The sequence below is a fragment of the Paenibacillus sp. SZ31 genome, from assembly GCF_012912005.1.
Taxonomy (GTDB): Bacteria; Bacillota; Bacilli; order Paenibacillales; family Paenibacillaceae; genus Paenibacillus.
On sequence record NZ_JABBEA010000003.1, the window covers coordinates 301,433 to 323,105 of the forward strand.

General features: G+C 47.7%; 20 protein-coding genes. 13 read left to right on the top strand and 7 right to left on the bottom strand.

The genetic code is table 11. The features are described from left to right. Window positions 1–59: 59 nt before the first annotated feature. From HF638_RS08765 to HF638_RS08775, 3 genes are all read left to right on the top strand, one after another. Window positions 60–2,021: an anaerobic ribonucleoside triphosphate reductase gene (locus HF638_RS08765; protein WP_169479864.1), complete on the top strand. Its 1,962-nt coding sequence runs from the start codon at window positions 60–62 to the stop codon at window positions 2,019–2,021. Further along, window positions 2,018–2,527: an anaerobic ribonucleoside-triphosphate reductase activating protein gene (nrdG, locus tag HF638_RS08770; protein WP_169479865.1), complete on the top strand. Its 510-nt coding sequence runs from the start codon at window positions 2,018–2,020 to the stop codon at window positions 2,525–2,527. Before HF638_RS08765 ends, nrdG begins: the two co-directional genes overlap by 4 nt. A 215-nt stretch (window positions 2,528–2,742) precedes the next feature. Further along, on the top strand, window positions 2,743–3,582 hold the full coding sequence (locus HF638_RS08775) for a methyl-accepting chemotaxis protein (RefSeq protein ID WP_169479866.1): 840 nt from the start codon (window positions 2,743–2,745) through the stop codon (window positions 3,580–3,582). 148 nt (window positions 3,583–3,730) lie between these two features. On the opposite strand, the gene HF638_RS08780 is transcribed toward HF638_RS08775, so the two are convergent. Next, complete coding sequence (locus HF638_RS08780; RefSeq protein WP_169479867.1) at window positions 3,731–6,553, bottom strand: glycoside hydrolase family 3 C-terminal domain-containing protein; 2,823 nt, start codon at window positions 6,551–6,553, stop codon at window positions 3,731–3,733. A 368-nt stretch (window positions 6,554–6,921) separates the two neighbouring features. Between HF638_RS08780 and HF638_RS08785 the strand changes: the two genes are divergently transcribed. The 5 genes from HF638_RS08785 (at window position 6,922) to HF638_RS08805 (ending at window position 11,534) form a co-directional block, all read left to right on the top strand. Further along, window positions 6,922–8,466 carry an FAD-dependent oxidoreductase gene (locus HF638_RS08785; RefSeq protein ID WP_169479868.1) on the top strand — a complete coding sequence of 515 codons (1,545 nt, stop codon included), beginning with the start codon at window positions 6,922–6,924 and terminating at the stop codon, window positions 8,464–8,466. Between the two features lie 296 nt (window positions 8,467–8,762). Then, the gene (locus tag HF638_RS08790) at window positions 8,763–9,092 is read left to right on the top strand and encodes a helix-turn-helix transcriptional regulator (RefSeq protein WP_169479869.1); all 330 of its coding nucleotides are present in this window, start codon (window positions 8,763–8,765) and stop codon (window positions 9,090–9,092) included. After that, on the top strand, window positions 9,085–9,678 hold the full coding sequence (locus HF638_RS08795) for an HAAS signaling domain-containing protein (RefSeq protein WP_169479870.1): 594 nt from the start codon (window positions 9,085–9,087) through the stop codon (window positions 9,676–9,678). Before HF638_RS08790 ends, HF638_RS08795 begins: the two co-directional genes overlap by 8 nt. Then, window positions 9,675–10,574, top strand: a complete 900-nt coding sequence (locus HF638_RS08800; RefSeq protein WP_169479871.1) for a DUF4097 family beta strand repeat-containing protein — start codon at window positions 9,675–9,677, stop codon at window positions 10,572–10,574. The genes HF638_RS08795 and HF638_RS08800 overlap by 4 nt, the downstream gene beginning before the upstream one ends. A 240-nt stretch (window positions 10,575–10,814) precedes the next feature. Further along, entirely contained in the window at window positions 10,815–11,534 is a 720-nt protein-coding gene (locus tag HF638_RS08805; RefSeq protein WP_017691809.1) for a 3-ketoacyl-ACP reductase, read from the top strand. A 133-nt stretch (window positions 11,535–11,667) separates the two neighbouring features. On the opposite strand, the gene HF638_RS08810 is transcribed toward HF638_RS08805, so the two are convergent. Continuing rightward, a complete protein-coding gene (locus HF638_RS08810) occupies window positions 11,668–12,207 on the bottom strand; it encodes a helix-turn-helix domain-containing protein (protein ID WP_076332438.1) in 540 nt (179 codons plus the stop codon). Between the two features lie 66 nt (window positions 12,208–12,273). Beyond that, window positions 12,274–12,639: a glyoxalase superfamily protein gene (locus HF638_RS08815; protein ID WP_169479872.1), complete on the bottom strand. Its 366-nt coding sequence runs from the start codon at window positions 12,637–12,639 to the stop codon at window positions 12,274–12,276. A gap of 240 nt (window positions 12,640–12,879) precedes the next feature. On the opposite strand from HF638_RS08815, the gene HF638_RS08820 reads away from it, so the two are divergent. The 5 genes from HF638_RS08820 to HF638_RS08840 all read left to right on the top strand — a co-directional run bounded on the left by HF638_RS08820 (window position 12,880) and on the right by HF638_RS08840 (window position 17,470). Further along, complete coding sequence (locus tag HF638_RS08820; protein ID WP_169479873.1) at window positions 12,880–13,554, top strand: alpha/beta hydrolase; 675 nt, start codon at window positions 12,880–12,882, stop codon at window positions 13,552–13,554. Next, complete coding sequence (locus HF638_RS08825; RefSeq protein WP_169479874.1) at window positions 13,554–14,324, top strand: DODA-type extradiol aromatic ring-opening family dioxygenase; 771 nt, start codon at window positions 13,554–13,556, stop codon at window positions 14,322–14,324. The genes HF638_RS08820 and HF638_RS08825 overlap by 1 nt, the downstream gene beginning before the upstream one ends. 459 nt (window positions 14,325–14,783) lie before the next feature. After that, window positions 14,784–15,380, top strand: a complete 597-nt coding sequence (locus tag HF638_RS08830) for an SMI1/KNR4 family protein (RefSeq protein WP_169479875.1) — start codon at window positions 14,784–14,786, stop codon at window positions 15,378–15,380. A 195-nt stretch (window positions 15,381–15,575) separates the two neighbouring features. Continuing rightward, window positions 15,576–16,577, top strand: coding sequence for a cation diffusion facilitator family transporter (locus HF638_RS08835; protein ID WP_169479876.1), 1,002 nt, complete (start codon window positions 15,576–15,578; stop codon window positions 16,575–16,577). Window positions 16,578–16,969: 392 nt separating this feature from the next. After that, window positions 16,970–17,470, top strand: coding sequence for a hypothetical protein (locus tag HF638_RS08840; RefSeq protein ID WP_017691802.1), 501 nt, complete (start codon window positions 16,970–16,972; stop codon window positions 17,468–17,470). 290 nt (window positions 17,471–17,760) lie between these two features. Here HF638_RS08840 and HF638_RS08845 read toward each other — a convergent pair whose 3' ends face one another. The 4 genes from HF638_RS08845 to HF638_RS08860 are packed head-to-tail and all read right to left on the bottom strand — an operon-like array spanning window position 17,761 to window position 21,547. Further along, window positions 17,761–18,834 (bottom strand): ABC transporter substrate-binding protein, encoded by a 1,074-nt coding sequence (locus tag HF638_RS08845; protein WP_169479877.1) that lies wholly within the window; start codon window positions 18,832–18,834, stop codon window positions 17,761–17,763. After that, the gene (locus tag HF638_RS08850; protein WP_169479878.1) at window positions 18,831–19,640 is read right to left on the bottom strand and encodes an ABC transporter permease; all 810 of its coding nucleotides are present in this window, start codon (window positions 19,638–19,640) and stop codon (window positions 18,831–18,833) included. The genes HF638_RS08845 and HF638_RS08850 overlap by 4 nt, the downstream gene beginning before the upstream one ends. After that, window positions 19,615–20,448, bottom strand: a complete 834-nt coding sequence (locus tag HF638_RS08855; protein ID WP_017691799.1) for an ABC transporter permease — start codon at window positions 20,446–20,448, stop codon at window positions 19,615–19,617. Before HF638_RS08855 ends, HF638_RS08850 begins: the two co-directional genes overlap by 26 nt. Further along, on the bottom strand, window positions 20,438–21,547 hold the full coding sequence (locus HF638_RS08860; protein ID WP_036612848.1) for an ABC transporter ATP-binding protein: 1,110 nt from the start codon (window positions 21,545–21,547) through the stop codon (window positions 20,438–20,440). Before HF638_RS08860 ends, HF638_RS08855 begins: the two co-directional genes overlap by 11 nt. Between the last annotated feature and the right edge of the window lie 126 nt (window positions 21,548–21,673).

Sequence of the window (21,673 nt, forward strand, 5' to 3'; positions counted from 1 at the left end):
ACATATAGTGTTACACGGAAATTGAATGATATCCAAAATCATTTTAGGAGGAACCTTACATGAACATGCTTGAGTATGCCACTCCACCGGCATCCGATCTATTATCCGACCTGGGAAGACGAATTATTGGCGCTGAAGACGCCGATACGCTGAGGGAAAATGCCAATCTGAACGGAGACTCCTTCAGCGGCAAGATGAGCAGGCTCGGTTCGGAGACCGCCAAGTGGCATGCTCTGCGTCATGTGTTGCCGGAAGAGCTTGCTCAAGCTGTGGAGAACGGGGATCTGTATGTGCACGATCTGGACCAGTATGCACTCGGAACGACCAACTGTATCTTTATCCCGTTTGACCGTCTCCTCGCTGCGGGTTTCAACACAGGCAACGGATCGGTGCGCACACCTCAGACGATCATGTCTGCCATGGCTCTAGTTGCGATCATCTTCCAATCCCAGCAGAACAGTCAATATGGTGGCGTATCAGCCAATAAGATTGACTGGGATCTGGCTCCGTATGTACTGCGGTCTTTCCGCAAACATTACCGTAAAGGACAACGCCTCTTTGGTGAGAATGTCCTGCTTGAGGATGAACAGCTTCATCTGGACAGCATTGAAGCGAAGAATCAGTGTCCACGGGCGTATGCCTTCGCCTATGAAGAGACTGAACTTGAGACAGGACAAGCTGCTGAATCGCTGATTCATAACCTGAACACGATGAGCAGTCGGGCAGGTGGTCAGATTCCGTTTACTTCACTGAACTATGGATTATGCACATCAGCGGAAGGACGCCTGGTATCACGCTCATTGCTGGAAGCGACCATCCGTGGTCTGGGCAACGGCGAGACTCCTGTCTTCCCTCAACATATTTTCCAATGCAAACAGGGGATTAATCAGGCTCAAGGCGAGCCGAACTATGACTTGTTCCGTCTGGCAGTCACCTGTTCATCACGGCGGATGTATCCCAACTTTGTCAATGTGGATGCCTCCTTCAACTTGCCCTTCTATCATCCGGAGGATCCGGATACGATCATCGCAACCATGGGATGCCGCACACGTACACTGGCTGACCGGTTTGGGCGCAATCGTCAAAGTGGTAAGGGTAATCTGTCCTTCAACACCATTAACCTGGTCAAGCTCGGCATCCGGTTTGGTATCTGCCAAGGCAGCAGAGCCGTTGCCGATCGGGCAGGCTTCTACACCGCCCTGGAATCCGTGATGCATAATGCTGCTGACGGCCTGTTGCATCGCTACCGCATCCAGACTGTGCAACCTGCCAAGGCATCGGACTTCATGATGCGGGAGGGTGTATGGGAAGGTGGAGAGCAACTCGCTCCGAATGAACCTGTTGCCGATCTGCTGAAACACGGCACGTTATCCCTTGGGTTTATCGGTCTCGCTGAATGTATGACAGCTCTCTATGGACGCCATCATGGCCAGGACCCTCATGTGCATCGGGAAGCGCTGAATATTATTCGGACCATGAGAGAGTTCTGTGACCGGATGAGCGAGCAGCATAACCTGAATATCACCCTGTTTGCCACACCTGCTGAAGGGTTGTCCGGCAAATTCACGAAGATTGACAGAGAGCGATATGGCCTCATTCCTGGAGTTAATGATCGTGAGTATTATACGAATTCATTCCATATCCCGGTCTATCACACTCTTCCAGCTTATCGGAAGATTGAACTGGAGGCCCCGTTCCACACGTTATGTAATGCGGGTGCAATCTCCTATGTGGAGCTTGACGGAAACGTTCGAGCCAACACCGCAGCTTTCCTGCGGATCGTACAGTATGCACTGGCACAAGATATCGGTTATTTCTCTATTAATCATCCGATTGATCGCTGCCCTGCATGTGGTTATGAAGGGGTCATCGGGGATGTATGCCCAGGTTGTGAAGTCCATGAGGACCATGTGCACTTCCAGCGGTTACGCCGCGTAACTGGCTATCTGACCGGAGATTACAAAGTACGCTTCAATGCTGCGAAACAGGCCGAAGTACGGGATCGGGTGAAGCACCGGTGAATCTGTATGGATACATCCCGGAGTCGGTGAATGAAGGGACAGGCCTGCGTGCCGTGTTGTTCATCAGCGGATGCCGTCACGCCTGTCCGGGCTGCTTCAGTCCGGATTCATGGAGCTTTCGAGCGGGTGAGCCCTTTACAGAAGAGCGGCAGCAGCAGATTCTGCATGAAGTGACGAACCATCCGTTGCTGGATGGCGTTACGTTATGTGGTGGTGATCCCTTTTTCTCGGCAGCAGAATGTACGTCCTGGGTTCAGCAGCTTCGGGCTGCACGTCCTGATATGACGGTATGGGCCTATACGGGATTTGAATATGAAGAGCTGATTACCGACCCTGAGAGGGCGGAGCTTGCCGGATTGTGCGATGTTATTATCGACGGGAGATATGTTAAAGCTGAACGTGATGTCTCCCTGCCCTTCCGCGGCAGTCGAAATCAGCGTCTAATTGATGTCAGTGCAACACTAGCCACTCAGAAGGTCGTTACGATGCAGCTCAGTATGCTGTAAACATTGATTTTATTCCCCTCACTAATTAGAAGACACGGGTCCCCGCGGACTCGTGTCTTTTTCGCGTATAGCTGCCTTCTTTAAAGAAATAAGTTTTATCCATTCTCTCTACTTTCTTCTCTATTGCATGACGATATATTATATAGGTAGTTAGTAATTCAGCATTTAAAATTTAACCGTTTACATAAGGTAACCAGGGAGGATTAACCTTTTATATGGATATTGTTCAAGCATTAATTACATGTATGCCTTTCTTTCGAGACACCATCCGTCAGGATGTGACCCTGTCCGTTATTGATCACGAGAAATTCCTGTATTTCTCCGCAGGTGAATCGTTAAAGCAACTGAAGTATCAACCCGGAGACCCTTTGTTAGATGGAAATCGAAATTTTGCAGATCTGAACGGCGGTACAGTCAAACGATTCGATCACTACTCCAAGGATATATTCGGTGTTCCTTTTGACGTAGCATTTATTCCCATTAAAAACGAACAAGGTGAAGTCATCGCCCTGTTTAATCTGCTCTACAGTATGGATGACCAGGATCAGCTGCAACAGCTCATGGATGCTACCGAAAATCTGACCAACCAGTTAATTGACAGTGTACAGCATGTAGCTGCACACTCCGAGGAGCTCAGTGCCACAACCGAAGAGATCCGGAACAACTCCAAACAAGCCGTACAGAAATCAGGTAATGTAACTCAGGTCGCCAGCTTCATTCGTGAAATCTCCGAACAAACCAATCTGCTCGGCTTGAATGCAGCTATAGAAGCTGCTCGTGTAGGTGAAGCCGGTGCAGGTTTTGGCGTTGTTGCCAAAGAAATTCGCAAACTGTCTGTGGATACCAAAGAAGCGACGGCCCGCATCGAAGATTCTCTTCTGTCGGTTCGGCAATCCATTCAGGGCATGGAGAATGAACTGGGTGAGATCACCGCAAGCTCCCAAGAGCAGGCTGAACTCGTAAACAATTTTATGAGCACGATTGAGCAGTTGAATGAAACCAACAAGCAATTGAAGCAATTTGTACAAAAAATGATTTCGTTTGACGGAAAATAAAGATACATTCAATGAAACAAACGCGGTTCATATCATAGAAATTTGCATAATTCGATTCCTACCGCTCAGGGGATTTATGCAAAATGGTCATTAAACAACAAACTAAGCCTCCGAATGTATTCGGAGGCTTTTTCATTAGCTATTTGACTTAACGAATCTCGAAGTGACTGATACGTACACCTGCGGACAGCACAATGTATACATCCTGTGCACCTGATGCACCCGTGAGTTCTGCCTTAACGGTAGACCACTGCTGGGCTTCACCTTGCGCAAGTTCCACACGTCCTGCGAGCGTACCCTCCGGTGAACCAAGTCGCACTTCCAACACAGCACCTGCTTGTTCTGCGGAAACACGAGCTTCAATTGCTGCTGCCCCACTACCCAGATCAGCATCCTTAAAGGTAATCCATCCTTGCTCTCCAATTACGCGGACAGCACTTCCGCCCTCTTTGCTCTCATCCAGGTCAACACCCAGATAAGCATCATAATTCTCGGCACGAGTAGCCACGCCCAGATTACGAGCAGGGATCGTCTCTCCATCTACCGTCAGGTCTGCAACCAGCTGAACATCGGAGGATGACTTGGCAACCATGATGGAGTAAGTTCCACTTTCCACGACATAACGATTACGAGTTACATCCCAGATCGCCAGTTCCTGCACAGGCAAGGTGAAGGTAACTTTCACTGTAGCTCCGGCTTCGATATGAAGACGACGGAATCCTTTTAACGTTTTGAGTGGACGTTTCACCCGGGATTTACCTGCACGAACATACAACTGTACAACCTCGTCACTGGCGATTGAAGCGGTATTAGTCACATCTACAGTTACCGTAACGTTGCCCTCTGTACCCACTTGAGTTGGGCTAAGTTCCAAATTGCTGTATTTAAACGTCGCATACGTCAGACCATGTCCAAACGGATACAGTACATTGCCTTCAAAATATTGATACGTACGACCGGATTGAATAATATCGTAATCTTTGATGTCGGTCAGTTGATCTGCCGATTGTACCCATGTCATGTTCAAACGGCCTGCTGGCGCATAGTCGCCATACAATACGTCAGCTACTGCATTACCCAGTTCCTGTCCTGCGTGTGAAGTATACAATACCGCCGGGATGTTCTCCTGAACCCAGTTGGATGTGAACGGATAACTACCCACGATGACAACTACCGTGTTCGGATTCGCGGCATAGACCGCCTCAACCAAACGTTGCTGGGATTCAGCGAGATCCAGACTTGGACGGTCAATCTCTTCTTTACCATTGACAAGTGGATTGTTACCGACAAAGACAATCGCCGTTTCCGCAGCCTTGGCCGCTGCTACCGCTTCCTCAAGTCCATTCACAACGACATCCTGCTTGAATGTCTCTGTAGCACCGAAGGTTTTCAGTTCTTCGGACACCGCGAATGCATCGTTTCCACCATTAGGTGCAGTCACCGTTTTGCCATTCCATGTGGTCAGACCTACACTTCCGTCCTGTTGTGGCAACAGGTGGAATACTTCCTTCACGAACCAGCCGTACACTTCATCTGCAGAAGCCGTTACGGTCTCTTCATCTGTGGTAAGATATTTTCCGTTGCTTTCCGCCTGCAAGGTATAACTTCCGAAGCCCCAGTCGGACACCATAAACGTCTCTGCTTCTCCGGAAGCAATAACAGGTGATTTCTCACCATTTGCCAGTCCAATCTTCTTCCCATTGGCTACAGAAGTTAACGTAATGCGGTCATTTCCATCCTTGAACGCCACTTTGTCGCTGCCTACTTTGCCACGGATCGCCTCAAGCGGGGATACGTTATACGGCATGGTGCCTGCATACCAGTCACGATAGACGGTTCCGCCTAATTGACCAATTACAGCCACTTTACCAGCTTTTGTTTTGTCCAACGGGAGCGTGCCTTTGTCGTTTTTGAGCAACACTACTTGTTCTCTGGCAGCTCTGAGCGACAGTTCTTTTGCTTTCTCCGTCATCATGGACTCTTCACCGATAGCAGCGTACGGGTTGCCTTCTTCCGGATCGAACTCGCCCAGACGGAAACGCACACGGAACGTATTGAACAACGCCTTGTCGATGTCATCCATCGTGAGTGTACCTTGTTCCAATCCTTCACGCAGTGCCTGTTTGGACAGATCAGCATCATCGGTGATGCTGTCAATTCCGGCTTTAACAGACTCTACCGTACCTGGTGTATGGGAATCATAGTATTTATGATCATTCTTAATACCCATTACATCGCCTGCATCACTGACAACAAAACCATCCATGCCCCATTCGTCTTTGACAATCTCGTTCACAAATGGATGCAACAATGCTGGCGTACCATTAATGGAGTTGTACGCAGTCATCATGGACTGTGCGCCGCCTTCTTTGAAAGGCTTCTCGAACGCTTTCAGATAATATTCACGCATGTTGCGCGGATCAATGCTGGACGAACCACTTCCGCGATCCACTTCGTTATTATTGGCGAGGAAATGCTTCAAGGTAGCGACCGCTTTGTAATACTTCGGATGGTCGCCCTGAATTCCTTTGACCAATGCTGTTGTCAGCTCGGCTGTCAGTTCCGGGTCTTCACCATACGCCTCTTCATTCCGTCCCCAGCGCGGGTCACGTTCCATATCCACTGTAGGTGCCCACAGCGTAAGACCGTTCACTGCCGGATTTCGTTTATAAAATACACGTGCCTCGTCTCCGAGTACGGAACCGATCTCCTTCATCAGATCCGCATCCCATGTGCATGCCAACCCCACCGGTTGTGGGAAGGATGTTGCTTCGCCAAGCCAGGCCAGACCGTGTGCCGCTTCTGTTCCGTGTTTGTATGCAGGCACACCCAAGCGTTCTACTGCTGGCTGATATTGCAGCATGGATTCAATTTTTTCATCCTCAGTCAGGCGGGATACAAGGTCCTTCACACGGGTGTCTAACTCTACTGCTGTATCTTGAAACGGATATTTCGTTTGGTTGGTCGTCATATGGAATCTCCTTTGGTTATCGGTAGTTAATTAAATGATAGCGAATACATATCTGAATAAAAAACGGGGGTTAATTCGGATGAATTCGTTCTTCCGATGGATAAATTAATCCTTTTATAATAAGCATTTATTGCTGTGTAACTTCGTTTTTATCCTTAAACCTAAAACGGTTTCGATAATCCTATCATATAGCATGTTTAGCAAAAAAAATAGAGGTTCTGCGCAGGAAATTGTGAACATCTCCCCTGCAAAATCTGAACAGCACCGTTTTTTCCTGCCATAGTCTGGCAATCATGAATAAGAGTACATCGACGTGCGCTGAACGACAAGCCAATCAACCGATTGAAGATGATCAAGGAGGAAGACAAATGAGCGACAATCAGCAGCCCAAGACGGGTTTGCCCCCGGTCCCGGAATCACTGTGGCGTGCGACGCATGAATTCGATGCCTATCCAAAACTGACCGAAGATATCACTGCCGATGTAGCGATTATCGGTGCTGGTATTGCCGGGATTACTACAGCCTATCTGCTCGCACAGACGGGTATGCGTGTGGTCGTGCTGGAGGCTGGAAAAGTACTGGATGGCACGACCGGACATACCACGGCCAAGGTATCTGCACAGCACGGCGTCATATTTGATGAAATTATGCATCACTTTGGACAAGAGCAGGCCCGGATGTACTATGAAGGCAATGCTGAAGCAGCCAAGTGGATGCGTAATTTGGTGAAGGAAAAGCAGATTGATTGCCAGTGGGCAGAAGAAGATGCCTACGTCTACATTCAGTCAGAGGAAAACATTAAAAAACTGGAAATCGAGCTGACCGCCTATGGCAAACTCAATATTCCTGGTGAATGGGTAGATCCACTCCCTATTCCAGTTCCCGCAAGGGCAGGTATTCGCATGCCGGGTCAGGCACGTTTTGATCCGCTGGCCTACCTGCACTACTTGCTCGATTCTGCTGTGAAACACGGGGTGCAAATCTACGAGCATACAACAGTTACGGATGTAGAGGAAGATGCTTCACTGCATGTCAGAACTTATGGAGATGGCCCATCCGTAACAGCGAAACACGTTGTCGTGGCTTCTCATTTTCCCGTCTATGATCCCGGATTCTATTTCACGCGGTTACACGCGGAACGATCCTACGCCGTATTAGTCGAGCCGGAGAAATCGTATGCGGGTGGCATGTACATCTCTGACGATACACCGTACCGCTCCCTGCGTACCGTCTTACATGACGGAAAAGAACTTATTCTCTTCGGCGGCGAAAATCACAAAACCGGACAAGGCATCTGCACCTTCGGTCACTATGAGCGCCTGGAGCAGTTCGCAGCGGAGACATTTGGCATTCGCAACATTCCATATCGCTGGTCAGCCCAGGATCTAATCTCCATTGACAAGGTGCCTTACATTGGACCGATTACCGGAAGACATGAACGTGTCTATGTGGCGACCGGGTTTGCCAAATGGGGGATGACGACTGGCACGATGGCAGGTCATCTTCTCGCGGATCGCATTACTGGACGTGATAATCCACATGCTGCTATATTCGATCCAGCTAGATTCAAAGCCGATCCTGGGATGAAGCATTTTATTGTGGAAAATGTGAATGTAGCCAAGGAATTAATATCCGGTAAAGTAGGCATTGTGCACAAAAACGTTAGTGATATTGGCGAAGATGAAGGAGCTGTCGTTCGTCATAACGGTAAACGGGCTGGTGCCTACAAGGACACCAGTGGCAAACTGTTTCTGGTGGATACAACGTGCACCCATCTGGGGTGCGAAGTGGAATGGAATGAGGGGGAGCGGTCATGGGATTGTCCATGTCATGGTTCCCGCTTCGATTATGCAGGCCATGTCATTGAGGGCCCTGCTGTGGAAGACCTTAAAGTTCTCGACGCACAAGAGTAACCGACGTGTAGCGATTAATCTGTAAACCGCAGAACCAAAAGTTCATCTCTCAGACCGGATCGGAATCCGCCTCCAGACGGAAGTAACCGATCCGGTTTTTGCGTATGCTGAATTATAGTTACACAGACGGCTTCAGCTGAGCATCAGCATCAAACGAATATATTATCGATCAATCGTGATAAGGAACTATTTTAAAATCACTACCTTGCATTAAATAGTACTGAATGCTATGATGATTCCACTACTACTGAACAATATACACTAGCGATAAATGAAGCTACTGAGGAGGAACCTGTGTGAATGTGAACATCCAGTTCAAAAAAGGAGTATTGGAGCTGTGCGTCCTGGTATTGATTAACCGTCAGGATCGTTATGGCTACGAACTGGCTCAGGCGGTCTCCAAACATATCGAAGTTGCTGAAGGTGCATTGTATCCCTTGCTTCGCCGACTTGTGAATGACGGTTACTGCACTACCTACCTGCAAGAATCAACTGAAGGACCGCCACGTAAGTATTACCGACTGTCCGATACAGGTCGCGCCTACATGACGGCACTAACTACAGAGTGGAATGATTTTGTGCGCAATGTCGCAAATCTGATTGAGGAAGGAACTCCTAATGAATAGACAACAATTTATGCAGGCCATGGAAGTTCATCTACGGCCGATGGACCCGCAGGAACGGGCGGAATTACTCTCGGACTATGATCAACATTTCGAGCTTGGACTACGAGAAGGCAGACTGGAAGAAGAGATCGCTCGGGAACTCGGACAGCCGGAAGAGATCGCCAAGGAAGCACTGGGTGATCGTTATGACGCGCATACGCCGGGTTCAGATGCGTTCTATGCACCGACATATCGCGACATGCGATCTCCCAGAAACAGCACCAGAGCCACTCGCAACTTCTTCACAGCCATCGGCCTGTTGTTCCTGAATCTGATCCTTGGTATCCCTCTTGGTCTCATGATGTGGTCGGTATGGCTTGTTATTGCCAGCCTTTCCTTGCTGGTGTTGGCTCCTGTGGCAGCGGTTGTGGATTTCGTATTCCTGAGCCAACTCGATAAAGCTGAGATCTTCGTTGCGATTGGGGCATTCGGTGTCGGCATTTGTTTTGCCATCGCATCCAAATACGTTTTTAAAGCCTTCAAAATCGTCACTCTTCAATATATTAGATGGAATAAAAACACGATGAAAGGGGATGTTTCTGCATGAGTACCAAGAAGTGGCTTGCTTTGGCTGTGATATGTATCGGAATAGGTTTGCTTGGGACATCCATCTATGGGGTTCAGTTCGGAGATGAACGGGAGCATTACTCCAAACGATGGGATTTCAAAGCGGATGAATTGCAGAACATGATCATGGATGCTAATTTCAGTGCGGATATTGAGTTTGTCGTAAGCCCGGATTCGAATGGTTATATCGAAGTGGATGGCAAATGGGACACTGCCGTAGTCAAAAGCTTTGAACAAGCCACTTTATCCAACGGTACATTCCAACTTTCTCAGACAGAACGTGATCGATTGCAATTTTTTACCCTGTATTGGAATGATCAAGACTCTACAATAACGGTTGCCCTGCCTGAAGGACACCAGTTAAATGAGGTTAAGCTGGATTCTTCTTCAAGTGACTGGGATCTGACAGGTCTGAATGCCAATCAGCTTGAGCTGAACAATACCTCAGGTTCCATTCGTCTGGAAAACATCAAGGCGCCCAATATAGAATTGGCTCTAACTTCGGGTGACATTAACGCTTCCATGATTAATGGAGACATGACCGTGAAACAGACATCCGGAAGCTTCACTGCTGATCAGATAGTCGGTCAAGTAAACAGTGAGATTAAATCAGGAGATATTGAGATCACTGAATTGAATGGTGCGGCCGATGTTCAATTCACCTCGGGTAGCATTCATATTGAACAGTCCCATTCCGCCCCAATTAATGCGTCTGGAACATCAGGAGATATTTTCATTCAAGCTGCACCTGATTTTGACGGAATCTATGATGCTAAGGCTACTTCCGGAAGTGTAGATGTACCTGAATCGCCAATGGTAAGCCGGGAAGTGATCAAGGCCCGTACTTCTTCTGGCAGCATCGAGATTACCAAATAGTGATGAAGCCAATTTCCGAACTGTGGGTAATAATAGTATAATTGAATGCTAGGACGTGTCTCAAAACTCGCTGAAGTGCAGATTTTACCGCCTTTTCGCCCCATGCTGCGTCACTTTCCCTTGACGTGCCCCGGCACGCCTGCAGAAAACTTCCTTGCTTGGAACGAAAATTCAGCAAAATCTGCTTCCTTCGGAGTTTTTAGACACGCCCTAGTCCATTTCTAAGGAGGAATTACCCACATGGAACTTAAAAATAAAACAGCTATCATCACAGGTGCCGGTAAAGGTATAGGCCGTGCGATCGCTGAAGCACTTGCCAAAGAAGGTGTACACCTCGGGCTTATTGCACGTACCGCTTCCGATCTTCAGGCTCTGCAACAGTCTCTGAGTCAAGAATACGGTGTGAAAGTAACCAGTGCTGTAGCAGATATCTCGGATCGCACGCAGGCGGAAGCCGCTGTAGCAGCCATCGAGATGGAACTCGGTGCGGTGGATATCCTTATCAATAATGCGGGGATCGGAAAGTTCGGGACGTTCATGGAGATGGAGCCGGAAGAATGGGAGCGCATCCTGCATGTTAACGTTATGGGTACATATTACGTTACACGCGCTGTCCTTCCGAGCATGATCAAGGAAAGTAGCGGCAGCATTATCAATATTGCTTCCACTGCAGGTGAACGCGGATTCGCTACAGGTTCGGCATACTGTGCATCCAAGTTTGCGCTACTCGGCATGACCGAATCCCTGATGCAGGAAGTGCGCAAGTCCAACATTCGTGTAACAGCACTGACTCCAAGCACCGTTAATACGGAGCTTGCGACCAATGCCGGACTGAAAATTGGCGACGAAGATCGCATGATGCAAGCGGAAGATGTAGCTGAACTTGCACTCGCAACGCTCAAGCTGTCCGACCGTGTCTTTGTCAAAGCAGCAGGCATCTGGACGACTAATCCACAATAGGCAGAGTCTCCCTCTGTCTTTTCTAACGAACTTCTCGCACCCTATTGTTCGTTAGAAATATAAAAGGACGTTTCCCATTGTACATGTATGCAGGTTTGCATGTTCATGACTTGGGAGCCGTCCTTTTTTTATTCTATAAATGATCCAAACCCAATTCTTTGGATACTGCGATGAGCACAACAGCAGGTTCCTCACCGATGTTCGTCACTTCATGGGGCACAACAGCATTCCAGGTAAACGAATCACCCACTTCAAGAACTTCCACATCTTCGCATTGCTCCGCACGAATCTTGCCCTGCAACACCAGATGGCTTTCCTCTCCGGCATGTTTGCTAACCCCGGTCGAAGCACCTGGCGGTAACTCCACAATGGACATACGCATCGCACCTTTGGCTGTAAGCTGCTGCACTTTAATCTGTCCACTTCCGGCTGTCGTTTCCTTACGCTCGTTCTTGCGTACCACGTTCATCCGTTGCTCCGGTGTCAGCAATAAATAGGGAAGTGGCACTTCCAGATAATCCGCAATACTTTCAAGCGTAGCAATGGAAGGTGACGTTTTGTTGTTTTCCACGTTGCTGATAAAACCTTTGGACAACCCTGTGCCCTCGCACATCTGCATGATCGTAATCTGTTTCTGCTTGCGGATCGTACGAATAGCCAAACCAATATCCATATCGCGTCCCTCCCTTCTATTGATCTATATAAGACACCAGTCGTACGCGTAACTTCTTCAGGTTATCTATTCGGCGCTTGCCTCAACAAATATAATCCGGTTGCCAAACGGATCCGTCACGGTCATCTCCCTTGAATTCCAAGGGGTCTCCTCTATACCGGGTCTCGCATGTTTGTACTCTTTCTGACGAAGTGCACCATGTAATGCATCCAAGTTATCCGTTTCTACGCGTAAGGCAGCTCCTGGTGTACAATCTCCATGATGTTCGGACAGATGAATCACGATGGAATCGAGTGAAATCTGCATATATAAGGGCATATCTTGCTCAAATCGATGTTCCCAATCCAATTGGAAACCCAGATATTCAAGGTAGAACTCTCTAGCTTTATTTTCATCAAATATTCTCAGAATAGGCACAATACTTTTTAACATCCTGATCACGTCCTCGGGAATAAGATATGAACCATGCATAGCGGCATTTATTGTAGAACCATTCAAGATTTTTTATAAACAACATATATTCATCATACAAAAAAAGTATTGACCCTACAATGAAACCATGATAAATTTTGTTCATAAATAAGAATATTTATTTCATATTGGTGAACTTTTATTGTAACTTTATTGTCAGAACGATATATTTAACTCAATCCTCTTCAGGTGGTGTTTTCAATGAATTCTCCTTATATACATGAAGTCCGATTACCGTCCCATTACAATTCAGATCAGCGTTATCCCGTAATCTTCGTCTTACATGGTATGGGATCAGATGAACAAGATATGCTTCGTTTGATGGAGCCTATGCAGTCTGATTTTATTATTGTCGCCATCCGTGGACCTATCGTTCAGGGTAGTGGTTATGCTTATTTTCAGATCAAAAGCATTGGCAACCCTATCCGTGAATTGTATGATGCCTCCGTGTTGGGACTGCAACAGCTAATTGTTGATCTGTCCGCCAAATATGCGATTGATCCCACGCGGCGTTATATCGCCGGTTTCAGCCAAGGCGCCATTATGGCGATGACCCTATCGCTGATCATGGGAGATGCGATTAAAGGCATTGTAGCGATGAGTGGATACATCCCGCAATTTGTGAAAGACGAGTACAAGCTGCAACCCGATTCGGAGCTGTCTGTGTTCATCTCACATGGAGATCAGGATCATCTATTCCCGCTCCAACTGGGCGAAGATAACGCCGATTTCTTCCGTCAACATAGCGATCACGTCACATATGTACCTTACAACGGCGGGCACCAGGTGACCCCTGATCTATACCAACAATTCCAACAATGGCTTCGGACAGATGCGAACCTGATTAACGAAGACTCGAAAGGACTGAATTCATAATGATGCCATCCCTGTTTATTGCTCACGGTGCCCCATCACTGGCACTGGAGGAGAATGTGTACACCGAATTTTTGCAAAAACTTGGTCAAGAACTGCCGAAACCCAAAGCAATTGTATTGTTCTCTGCTCACTGGGAATCCACAACTCAGCTTGTATCCTCGGTAGCCAATTACGAAACCATCTATGATTTTGGCGGTTTCCAGCCTGAATTGTACCAGATTAAATACCCCGCTCAAGGACATGCAGAGACTACAGCCGAGGTGGAGCGTCTATTCGCGGGAGCTGGGATTCCAGTACAAACGGATGATGTTCGTGGCCTGGATCACGGCGCTTGGGTTGTTCTGCGCCTGCTCTATCCAGATGCGGATATTCCCGTAATTGCCTTGTCCGTGAATCGATATCTGACAGGTGAGCAGCAATATCAGGTTGGACAAGCACTCGCTTCCTTGCGTGAGCAAGACATTCTCGTCATTGGCAGCGGTGGAACCGTCCACAATCTACGTCGATTGAACTGGGAAAGTAACGGCGTTGACCCGTGGGCATCAGAGTTCGACAACTGGCTTCATGACAAGCTGGTGAGTTGGGATACGGAATCCCTCTTCTCCTATGACAAGCTGGCACCTTCAGCTCAAGCCGCCGTGCCTACCCCGGAGCATTTTGTACCGCTGTTGCTCGCCATGGGTGCGGGTGATCAGAACAAGCAGGCATCGCTCCTTTTCAAAGCCTATCAGTATGGCAACCTCAGTCTGTCTTGCTGGAAGTTTGATTAAAGAGGACTATATAAAACGAACTAAAGTATTTACACTCGCTACTCCGATGACAGAACAACCTTCCGATCGCTGTTATCCCCAAATTTTTTTATTTACTTTATATAAAGGTGAAAATCTGGGGATAAGCTTATGCTTCCGATGTAGCTTTCTTGCAGAAAGCTTTTAGGCGAACACTTCGCTTCTTCAGGTTATTTCTGCCCTCTACGTTTTCGTGTAAAAGATTAGTTTCATTTATATAGTAGATAAATAATTAGCGTGGGTTACAGGGATTGCCCCTGTAACCCACGCTTTATTTGTTGTTTGGTTTAAATGATGAGACCAATGTAGCAGGTAACACAAGGACTCTGGATTCTTGTGTGCTTTTCTGGATTATAACTATAATATGAGGTGAAATCAGGCACAAATTGCTCGCATATCACTCAGCATATTATCTGAATAGCTCATACGGAGGGGAATTGGATGCCAGAACAGCGCATATATGAATTGATGGATGAACTTGATGTTTTACTTGAAGAGAAGGTACAGGATGAGGAAAACCGAGAGCTCTTAGAGGCATATCGCGAGTTTGATGGCGTGACGGATGAGCAGCTTGACGCATTCGAGCGTGAACATGGTATTCGATTACCCGCTGACTTTCGTGCGTTTTATAAGCGTAAAAATGGGAGTGGTTATGGCTTTCACGTCTTGTATCCAAGCCTTGAGGAAGGACGAGAATCCGACCCATTTTACCTGTTATCCCTGGAAAAGATTCAAAAGGAACAGTCCTCGTTGGTGGAGAACCGCCTGGATGATTATTATACCGAAGAAGAGATCCGTGAGCTTGATCCCCGAATCAAACCCTACCTTTTTCAAAAGAAATGGATCACGTTTGGCATGCTTGGAGGTGGCTCACTGTATCTGATGTTCGACTTTGATCCGACAGAGCAAGGAACGGTTGGGCAGATTATTATGTACGTACATGATCCGGATTTTATATATTATGTAGCCGGCACATTTACGGAGCTTTTGGAACAATCCAACCGGAACTTACGTGCCCTGGAGGCCATCGAGTACTGAAGAAGTCTAGCGTGTCCCAGCTGGAATCAGCCTACTCCTTATGGATCACATGAATCACATGATGATATGACCTTTTTTGCATAATGCTGGGATATGTCAAAGCGGTTATAATAACATTTAGTGGAAATGTACAACCTATGTAGATGAGGACTACCTTTTCTACACCATCACATTGATCTGGGAGGAACATACGAAGTGGCTGAACAACCAAAGTCTGAGAGCTTTATGTCTCTCGTCAAAAAAGGAAACACATCCTCCGCCGTAGCGATGGCAGGTAATGCTGTACTTGCTGTGTGCAAAGGGGGAGCCTTCCTATTCAGTGGCAGTGGTGCCATGTTCGCTTCGGCGATGCATTCACTCGCTGATGCCATTAACCAAGGGTTTGTATTTGTCGGAAGTGTGTTGTCCGAGAAAAAACCTACACGCCGCTTCCCGACCGGATTCGGACGGGTCATTAACATTTTCTGCATGATCGCCGTTATTGTCGTGACAATTATGGCCTATGAGACGATTCATGAGGGGATTCACCTGCTCCAACATCCTGCCGGTCATTCCGGTGGGCTCTGGATTAACATTGGTGTGCTCATCTTGAACATTCTGATCGACGGGGCCATTCTGATCAAAGCCATGAAGGAAATTCTCAAAGAAGCACGCGCACCCAAAGCCACCGGATTTGCCTTGGTCCCTGCTGCCATCAAAAATGTAGGCCGTGCTGCACCACCAACACGTCTCGTATTCTACGAAGATGTTGTCGCTGTGCTCGGTGCCCTGCTTGCATTGATCTCTGTCGTGGTCATTGCCTTGACCAATTTTGCATTGCTCGACGGCATTGTGACGACGATTATTGGATGTCTGATGATCGCTGTAGCTTTCCGTGTCGGTTACGATAATATGATCGGATTAATCGGTGTTGCGGCTCCGCAGGATATTGAGGACAAAGTGTCCCAAACCATTCTCGCAGACACGCACGTTGCCGATATTCAGATGATGCGTATCATCCAGGAAGGCCGCTATTATCATGTGGAAGGTCTGATTGAACTGACCAAAGGACTAAGCCTTGCCGATGCAGATGACATCAAGTTCCGTATCCAGGAGAAGTTGATGACGAACCCCGACATCGCGGACGCAGCCATCTCCATCATTGAGGATGACGGTGTGAACAGCTGGGGCAAGAAACATTCGGATGTGGTGAAATAACGAGCTTTGCTTCTGATAACTCATAACAGTAGCTTTACCATTCAGTAGTTGCTCAATTTAAGTTTAACTGTTGACTAAACAGTCAACGAAACGTATGTTGTTAATAACAGATCTCGCCCGCACCTCTGCTTATGCATGTGGAACAGGGCGAGACATTTTTGCGTTATGGGGGTATTTTCCTTGCCAGATGAGGTTTTACTCGAAGTAAGTTATTTTCACGGTCATAAAAAAACTGCTGAGCATCTTTCATACCTAGACTTTGGTCTAGGTTCACTTTAACTCCAAAGACGGAGGATAGACTTTTCCAGTTCATGGTATGCTGTGAGTAACGAAAGTATTGCTCTACATACAACCGTTCGGAAATTGATGTTTGATTGAGAAGGAGAGATATTATGGCTAAACGTACGATCCTTGCGCCTGTTCTCATTTTACTGGGCGTGTACTTGATTCTGAATCAGGGAGGTTCACTCGGTCCGGGTACGATCTTTGCGACCTTCTGGCCCACGTTATTCGTGATTCCACTGGGACTGTTCTTCCACTGGCTGTACTTCTCCATGATTGGCAGAGGGGTTGGACTGCTGGTTCCTGGTGGCTTGTTGCTCACTGTCGGTATTGTCTGTCAGATCGCCATGCTGTTTAACAACTGGGGTACGATGTGGCCGGGCTTCATTCTGGCTGTAGCTGTTGGTTTGTTTGAATTGTACTGGTTCGGTGGTCGGAACAAATGGTTGCTGATCCCCATCAACATTCTAACGGTGATATCGCTGCTGTTCTTCGCTGTGATGTCGATTGGTACGATGCTGAGCAGCTTGAGCTTTATCCAACCGTTTGTGGCGATTGTGCTGATTATGGGTGGGGCATGGATCATGGTGGGTCGCAAAAAGCGCATGTAACCCTTTATTCGTTTCCACTTGGTGACAGAACAACTTCGGATCGCTGTTATCCCCGGTTTTTTTTGAATCCCATCTAGAATGGGAAAATCCGTTGATAAAGGCGACCGCTACGCTTCCTTCGTTTTTTCTGTCCCCTCCGTTAACGTGTGTACGAAAATAATATAACCTGAGCTATTGCTCTGAAGTAGGTAATAGAAAAGGGTTGCTGCTCGTCATTCAAGTGGAATGACGAGCAGCAACCCTTTTTGTTTTTTTCATAATCTAACGAACTGTGCACACGTTATTGGTGGTTATTTACTGTGCATTTTAAACTCCAGGAACAGGTCGTTATAATGCGAGAGCATTTTTTTGCCCAGATTATCGTAGACCTCCAGCTTACCTGTCAGTTTCTCGTCTGGATAGAAGCGTTCATCCTCGGAGATGTCCTCTGGCAGTAACTTAAGTGCCTCCGCATTCGGAGTGGAATAACCGACATATTCCGCATTGCGAGCGGCATGATCCGGGTCCAGCATGAAGTTGATAAACTGGTGCGCCCCTTCAATATTACTCGCTGTCTTCGGAATAACCATGTTATCAAACCAGAGGTTCGAGCCTTCTTCCGGCACCATGTAATCCAGCTTGTCGTTCTCATCCATAATCTCGGATGCATCCCCGGACCACACAAGTCCAACCGCAGCTTCCTCGTTCGCAAGCAGCATCTTGATCTCGTCCCCGACAATCGCTCTGACGTTCGGTGTCAATGTCGACAGCTTCTTCAGTGCTTCTTGCAGATGGTCTTCGTTGGTATCGTTCAGGGAATAGCCGAGACTGTTGAGCCCCATACCAATGACTTCACGTGCACCGTCAAGGAGCAAGATTTGATTTTTCAGACGTGTGTCCCACAGGTCATTCCAGCTATCAAACGTCAACCCATCCACCAGTTCGGGATTGTACACAACCCCCACCGTTCCCCAGAAATAAGGGATAGAGTACTTGTTGCCTTCATCAAAGGACAAGTCCATGAATCGCGGATCAATGTTGTCCAGATGAGTTAATTTGCTATGATCGAGTGGAACGAGCAGGTCTTCTTCTTTCATTTTGCTAATCGCATATTCGGAAGGAATCGCCACATCAAACGTGGTGCCCCCCTGCTCGATCTTGGTCAACATTGCTTCATTGGAGTCAAACGTCTGATAGATGACCTTAATGCCGGTCTCGTCTTCAAACTCCTTAAGCAGATCCGGGTCGATATAATCGCCCCAGTTATAGATGGTCAGCGTGTTGCCGCCAGAATACCCCTGACTCTTGTTCAGATACGAAGCCAGAATCATTAAGGCAAAGGCGGCCACAAAAACAATTGCAAATGTCCGTACCAGTTGCTTCATGGACGCAGCCCCTTTCCTCCGGGTGGTATCCGTGTTGCACGGCGGTTAATGAAGTAATATCCGACTACCAGCAGCACCGTGAGCAGGAACAAGAGGGTTGATAGCGCGTTGATTGACAACGATACACCCTGCCTTGCTCTGGAGTATATTTCTACAGAGAGTGTAGAGTACCCATTACCCGTGACGAAGAATGTTACTGCAAAATCATCGAGCGAGTACGTCAATGCCATGAAGAATCCAGCAAAAATACCCGGTTTCACGTATGGCAACACCACGCGCGTCAGAATCTGCCATGAACCAGCGCCCAGATCGCGCGCTGCATCCATCAGTGTTGGGCTCATTTCCTGCAGCTTTGGCAGTACCATGATTACAACGATCGGTACACTGAATGCGATATGAGACAGCAGGACCGAAATGAAGCCCAGTTTGATGCCAATCATGGTGAACAGAATCAGGAATGATGCACCAATGATGACATCGGGACTCACGATGAGCACGTTATTGAGTGACAACAACGTATTTTTGGTCCGTTTGCGACGCACATGGTAGATTGCCAGTGCTCCTGCAACACCAAGGATTGTCGAGATCGCTGATGACAGCAGCGCAATGATAAATGTATTCAGCACGATGATGAGCAGCCGTGTATCGGCGAACACCTCTCTGTACCATTCGAGCGTGAATCCTTCGAAGCTGCGCATATGGCCGCCACTATTGAAGGAATAGAAGATCAGGTACGCAATCGGTGCGTACAGTATGGCGAATACAACGGCTAGGTAGACGTTAGACAGCTTTCCGTTTCTTCCCATTACGCACCTCCTTCTTGCCTGATCCAGTCAGGAACATAATAATCGCCATCGCAATAATCAAAAAGACGGCAATCGTTGAACCCATCCCCCAGTCCTGGGTGACGAGAAAATGCTGTTCAATCGCTGTTCCCAGCGTAATTACACGGTTCCCCGCAATGAGGCGGGTAATCATGAACAGAGACAGCGCAGGAATAAATACAGCCTGACAGCCTGATTTTACTCCACTAATGGTCAGTGGAAAGATAACCCGGCGGAAAGTCAGCCACGACGAGGCCCCCAGATCCCGCGCCGCGTAGATTAACGATGGATTCATCTCTTCCAACGCATTGAAGATCGGCAGAATCATGAATGGAATGAAGATGTACACCGAGACAAAGATAAAGCTGAAGTCGGTGAACAAAATCTGCTGTGTACCAATACCCACGACTTCAAGTAGAGAGTTGGTCAGGCCGTACGTTCCGAACAGGCCGATGAAGGCGTACGCTTTTAACAAGAGATTGATCCAGCTTGGCAGAATGATCAGCAGCAACCATAGCTGCTTGTGCTTCGTCCGGGTCAGCATATACGCTGTCGGGTAGGAGATTAGCAGCGAGAACGCCGTAATCAGAAATGCATACCAGAACGAACTGAGCGTCATCTGTAAGTACACCGGTGTGAAGAACCGGGCGTAGTTGCCAAACGTAAAGTTGCCCTCTACATCGAAGAATGAATAATAGATGACCAGCAGAACCGGCGCCACAACAAACAACACCATCCATAATACATATGGAATCAGATACGCATTGCGTGTGCTGGCCTTAGTCTGCATGAGCGGCCTCTTGGTAGGCTTCGAGTCGTTTGTCGAACTCTTCCTCGGTCTCGTTAAAGCGCATGACGTGTACAGCTTCCGGGTCAAAATACAGTCCAATCCGCGCGCCGACAACGGCTTTCTTGGTTGAATGAACAAGCCACTCATTGCCCGCATCGTCGTACGTGGATATCTCGTAATGCACCCCGCGGAATAACTGGGAGTCCACATTAACCTTCAGCTTGCCTTGGTCTTCGGTTGTAATCTCCAGATCCTCTGGGCGAATGACAATCTCTACCGGCTCGTCCCGCTGGAGGCCCTGATCGACACACTCATGCTGTGCACCAGCAAATTCCACCACAAAGTCCTGCTTCATTTTGCCCGATACAATGTTCGATTCCCCGATAAAGTCTGCTACAAAGCGGTTAATTGGCTCATCATAGATATCATTCGGTGTACCACTCTGTTGAATCACGCCACCATTCAGGACAAAGATCTCGTCGGACATCGCCAAGGCTTCTTCCTGATCATGTGTAACAAAAATGAACGTGATGCCCAGTCGCTGTTGCAGCTCCCGCAGCTCGTACTGCATTTCGGTCCGCAGCTTCAAATCGAGTGCTGACAAAGGCTCGTCTAGCAGCAGAATTTCGGGTTCGTTCACAATCGCGCGTGCAATCGCAACACGTTGTCTTTGTCCGCCGGACATTTCACCAATTTCACGGTTTTCATACCCGGACAGATTGACGAATTTGAGGGCTTCCAACACTTTGCTGCGAATTTCAGCCGTTTTCATCTTTTTGATCCGCAAACCAAAAGCTACGTTCTCAAATACATTCAAATGTGGAAATAATGCGTAATCCTGAAATACGGTATTGACCTGCCGCTGGTGGGCGGGCACTCGGTTGATGAGCGCACCGTTAAAATAAATACTGCCCTGTGTCGGCTCCGCAAAGCCGGCAATCAGCCGCAATATCGTTGTTTTCCCGCAGCCCGATGGGCCGAGAAGCGTATAAAATTTACCCCGCTCAATCTCAAAGCTGACTGCCTTCAATACGGCTTCATCCTGATCGTATTGCTGAGTCACCGCTTCGAAGCGGATAATCGGTTGTTGTTCTGACATGCTTCACATCGCCCCCTTATACTTGAGGTACACCTTAAGTCTGTACACTTTTCGTTCATGCATCCTTATAGATAACCCATCTATTATATATGATTCAGGTATATCCGCAATGGTTTTGATGTAAAC

Coding starts and splice junctions, on each gene's coding strand:
- HF638_RS08765 (WP_169479864.1), top strand. CDS start 60: ATGAACATGCTTGAGTATGCCACTCCACCGGCATCCGATCTATTATCC.
- HF638_RS08775 (WP_169479866.1), top strand. CDS start 2,743: ATGGATATTGTTCAAGCATTAATTACATGTATGCCTTTCTTTCGAGAC.
- HF638_RS08780 (WP_169479867.1), bottom strand. CDS start 6,553: ATGACGACCAACCAAACGAAATATCCGTTTCAAGATACAGCAGTAGAG.
- HF638_RS08785 (WP_169479868.1), top strand. CDS start 6,922: ATGAGCGACAATCAGCAGCCCAAGACGGGTTTGCCCCCGGTCCCGGAA.
- HF638_RS08795 (WP_169479870.1), top strand. CDS start 9,085: ATGAATAGACAACAATTTATGCAGGCCATGGAAGTTCATCTACGGCCG.
- HF638_RS08800 (WP_169479871.1), top strand. CDS start 9,675: ATGAGTACCAAGAAGTGGCTTGCTTTGGCTGTGATATGTATCGGAATA.
- HF638_RS08805 (WP_017691809.1), top strand. CDS start 10,815: ATGGAACTTAAAAATAAAACAGCTATCATCACAGGTGCCGGTAAAGGT.
- HF638_RS08810 (WP_076332438.1), bottom strand. CDS start 12,207: ATGGATATTGGTTTGGCTATTCGTACGATCCGCAAGCAGAAACAGATT.
- HF638_RS08815 (WP_169479872.1), bottom strand. CDS start 12,639: ATGTTAAAAAGTATTGTGCCTATTCTGAGAATATTTGATGAAAATAAA.
- HF638_RS08820 (WP_169479873.1), top strand. CDS start 12,880: ATGAATTCTCCTTATATACATGAAGTCCGATTACCGTCCCATTACAAT.
- HF638_RS08825 (WP_169479874.1), top strand. CDS start 13,554: ATGATGCCATCCCTGTTTATTGCTCACGGTGCCCCATCACTGGCACTG.
- HF638_RS08830 (WP_169479875.1), top strand. CDS start 14,784: ATGCCAGAACAGCGCATATATGAATTGATGGATGAACTTGATGTTTTA.
- HF638_RS08840 (WP_017691802.1), top strand. CDS start 16,970: ATGGCTAAACGTACGATCCTTGCGCCTGTTCTCATTTTACTGGGCGTG.
- HF638_RS08845 (WP_169479877.1), bottom strand. CDS start 18,834: ATGAAGCAACTGGTACGGACATTTGCAATTGTTTTTGTGGCCGCCTTT.
- HF638_RS08850 (WP_169479878.1), bottom strand. CDS start 19,640: ATGGGAAGAAACGGAAAGCTGTCTAACGTCTACCTAGCCGTTGTATTC.
- HF638_RS08855 (WP_017691799.1), bottom strand. CDS start 20,448: ATGCAGACTAAGGCCAGCACACGCAATGCGTATCTGATTCCATATGTA.
- HF638_RS08860 (WP_036612848.1), bottom strand. CDS start 21,547: ATGTCAGAACAACAACCGATTATCCGCTTCGAAGCGGTGACTCAGCAA.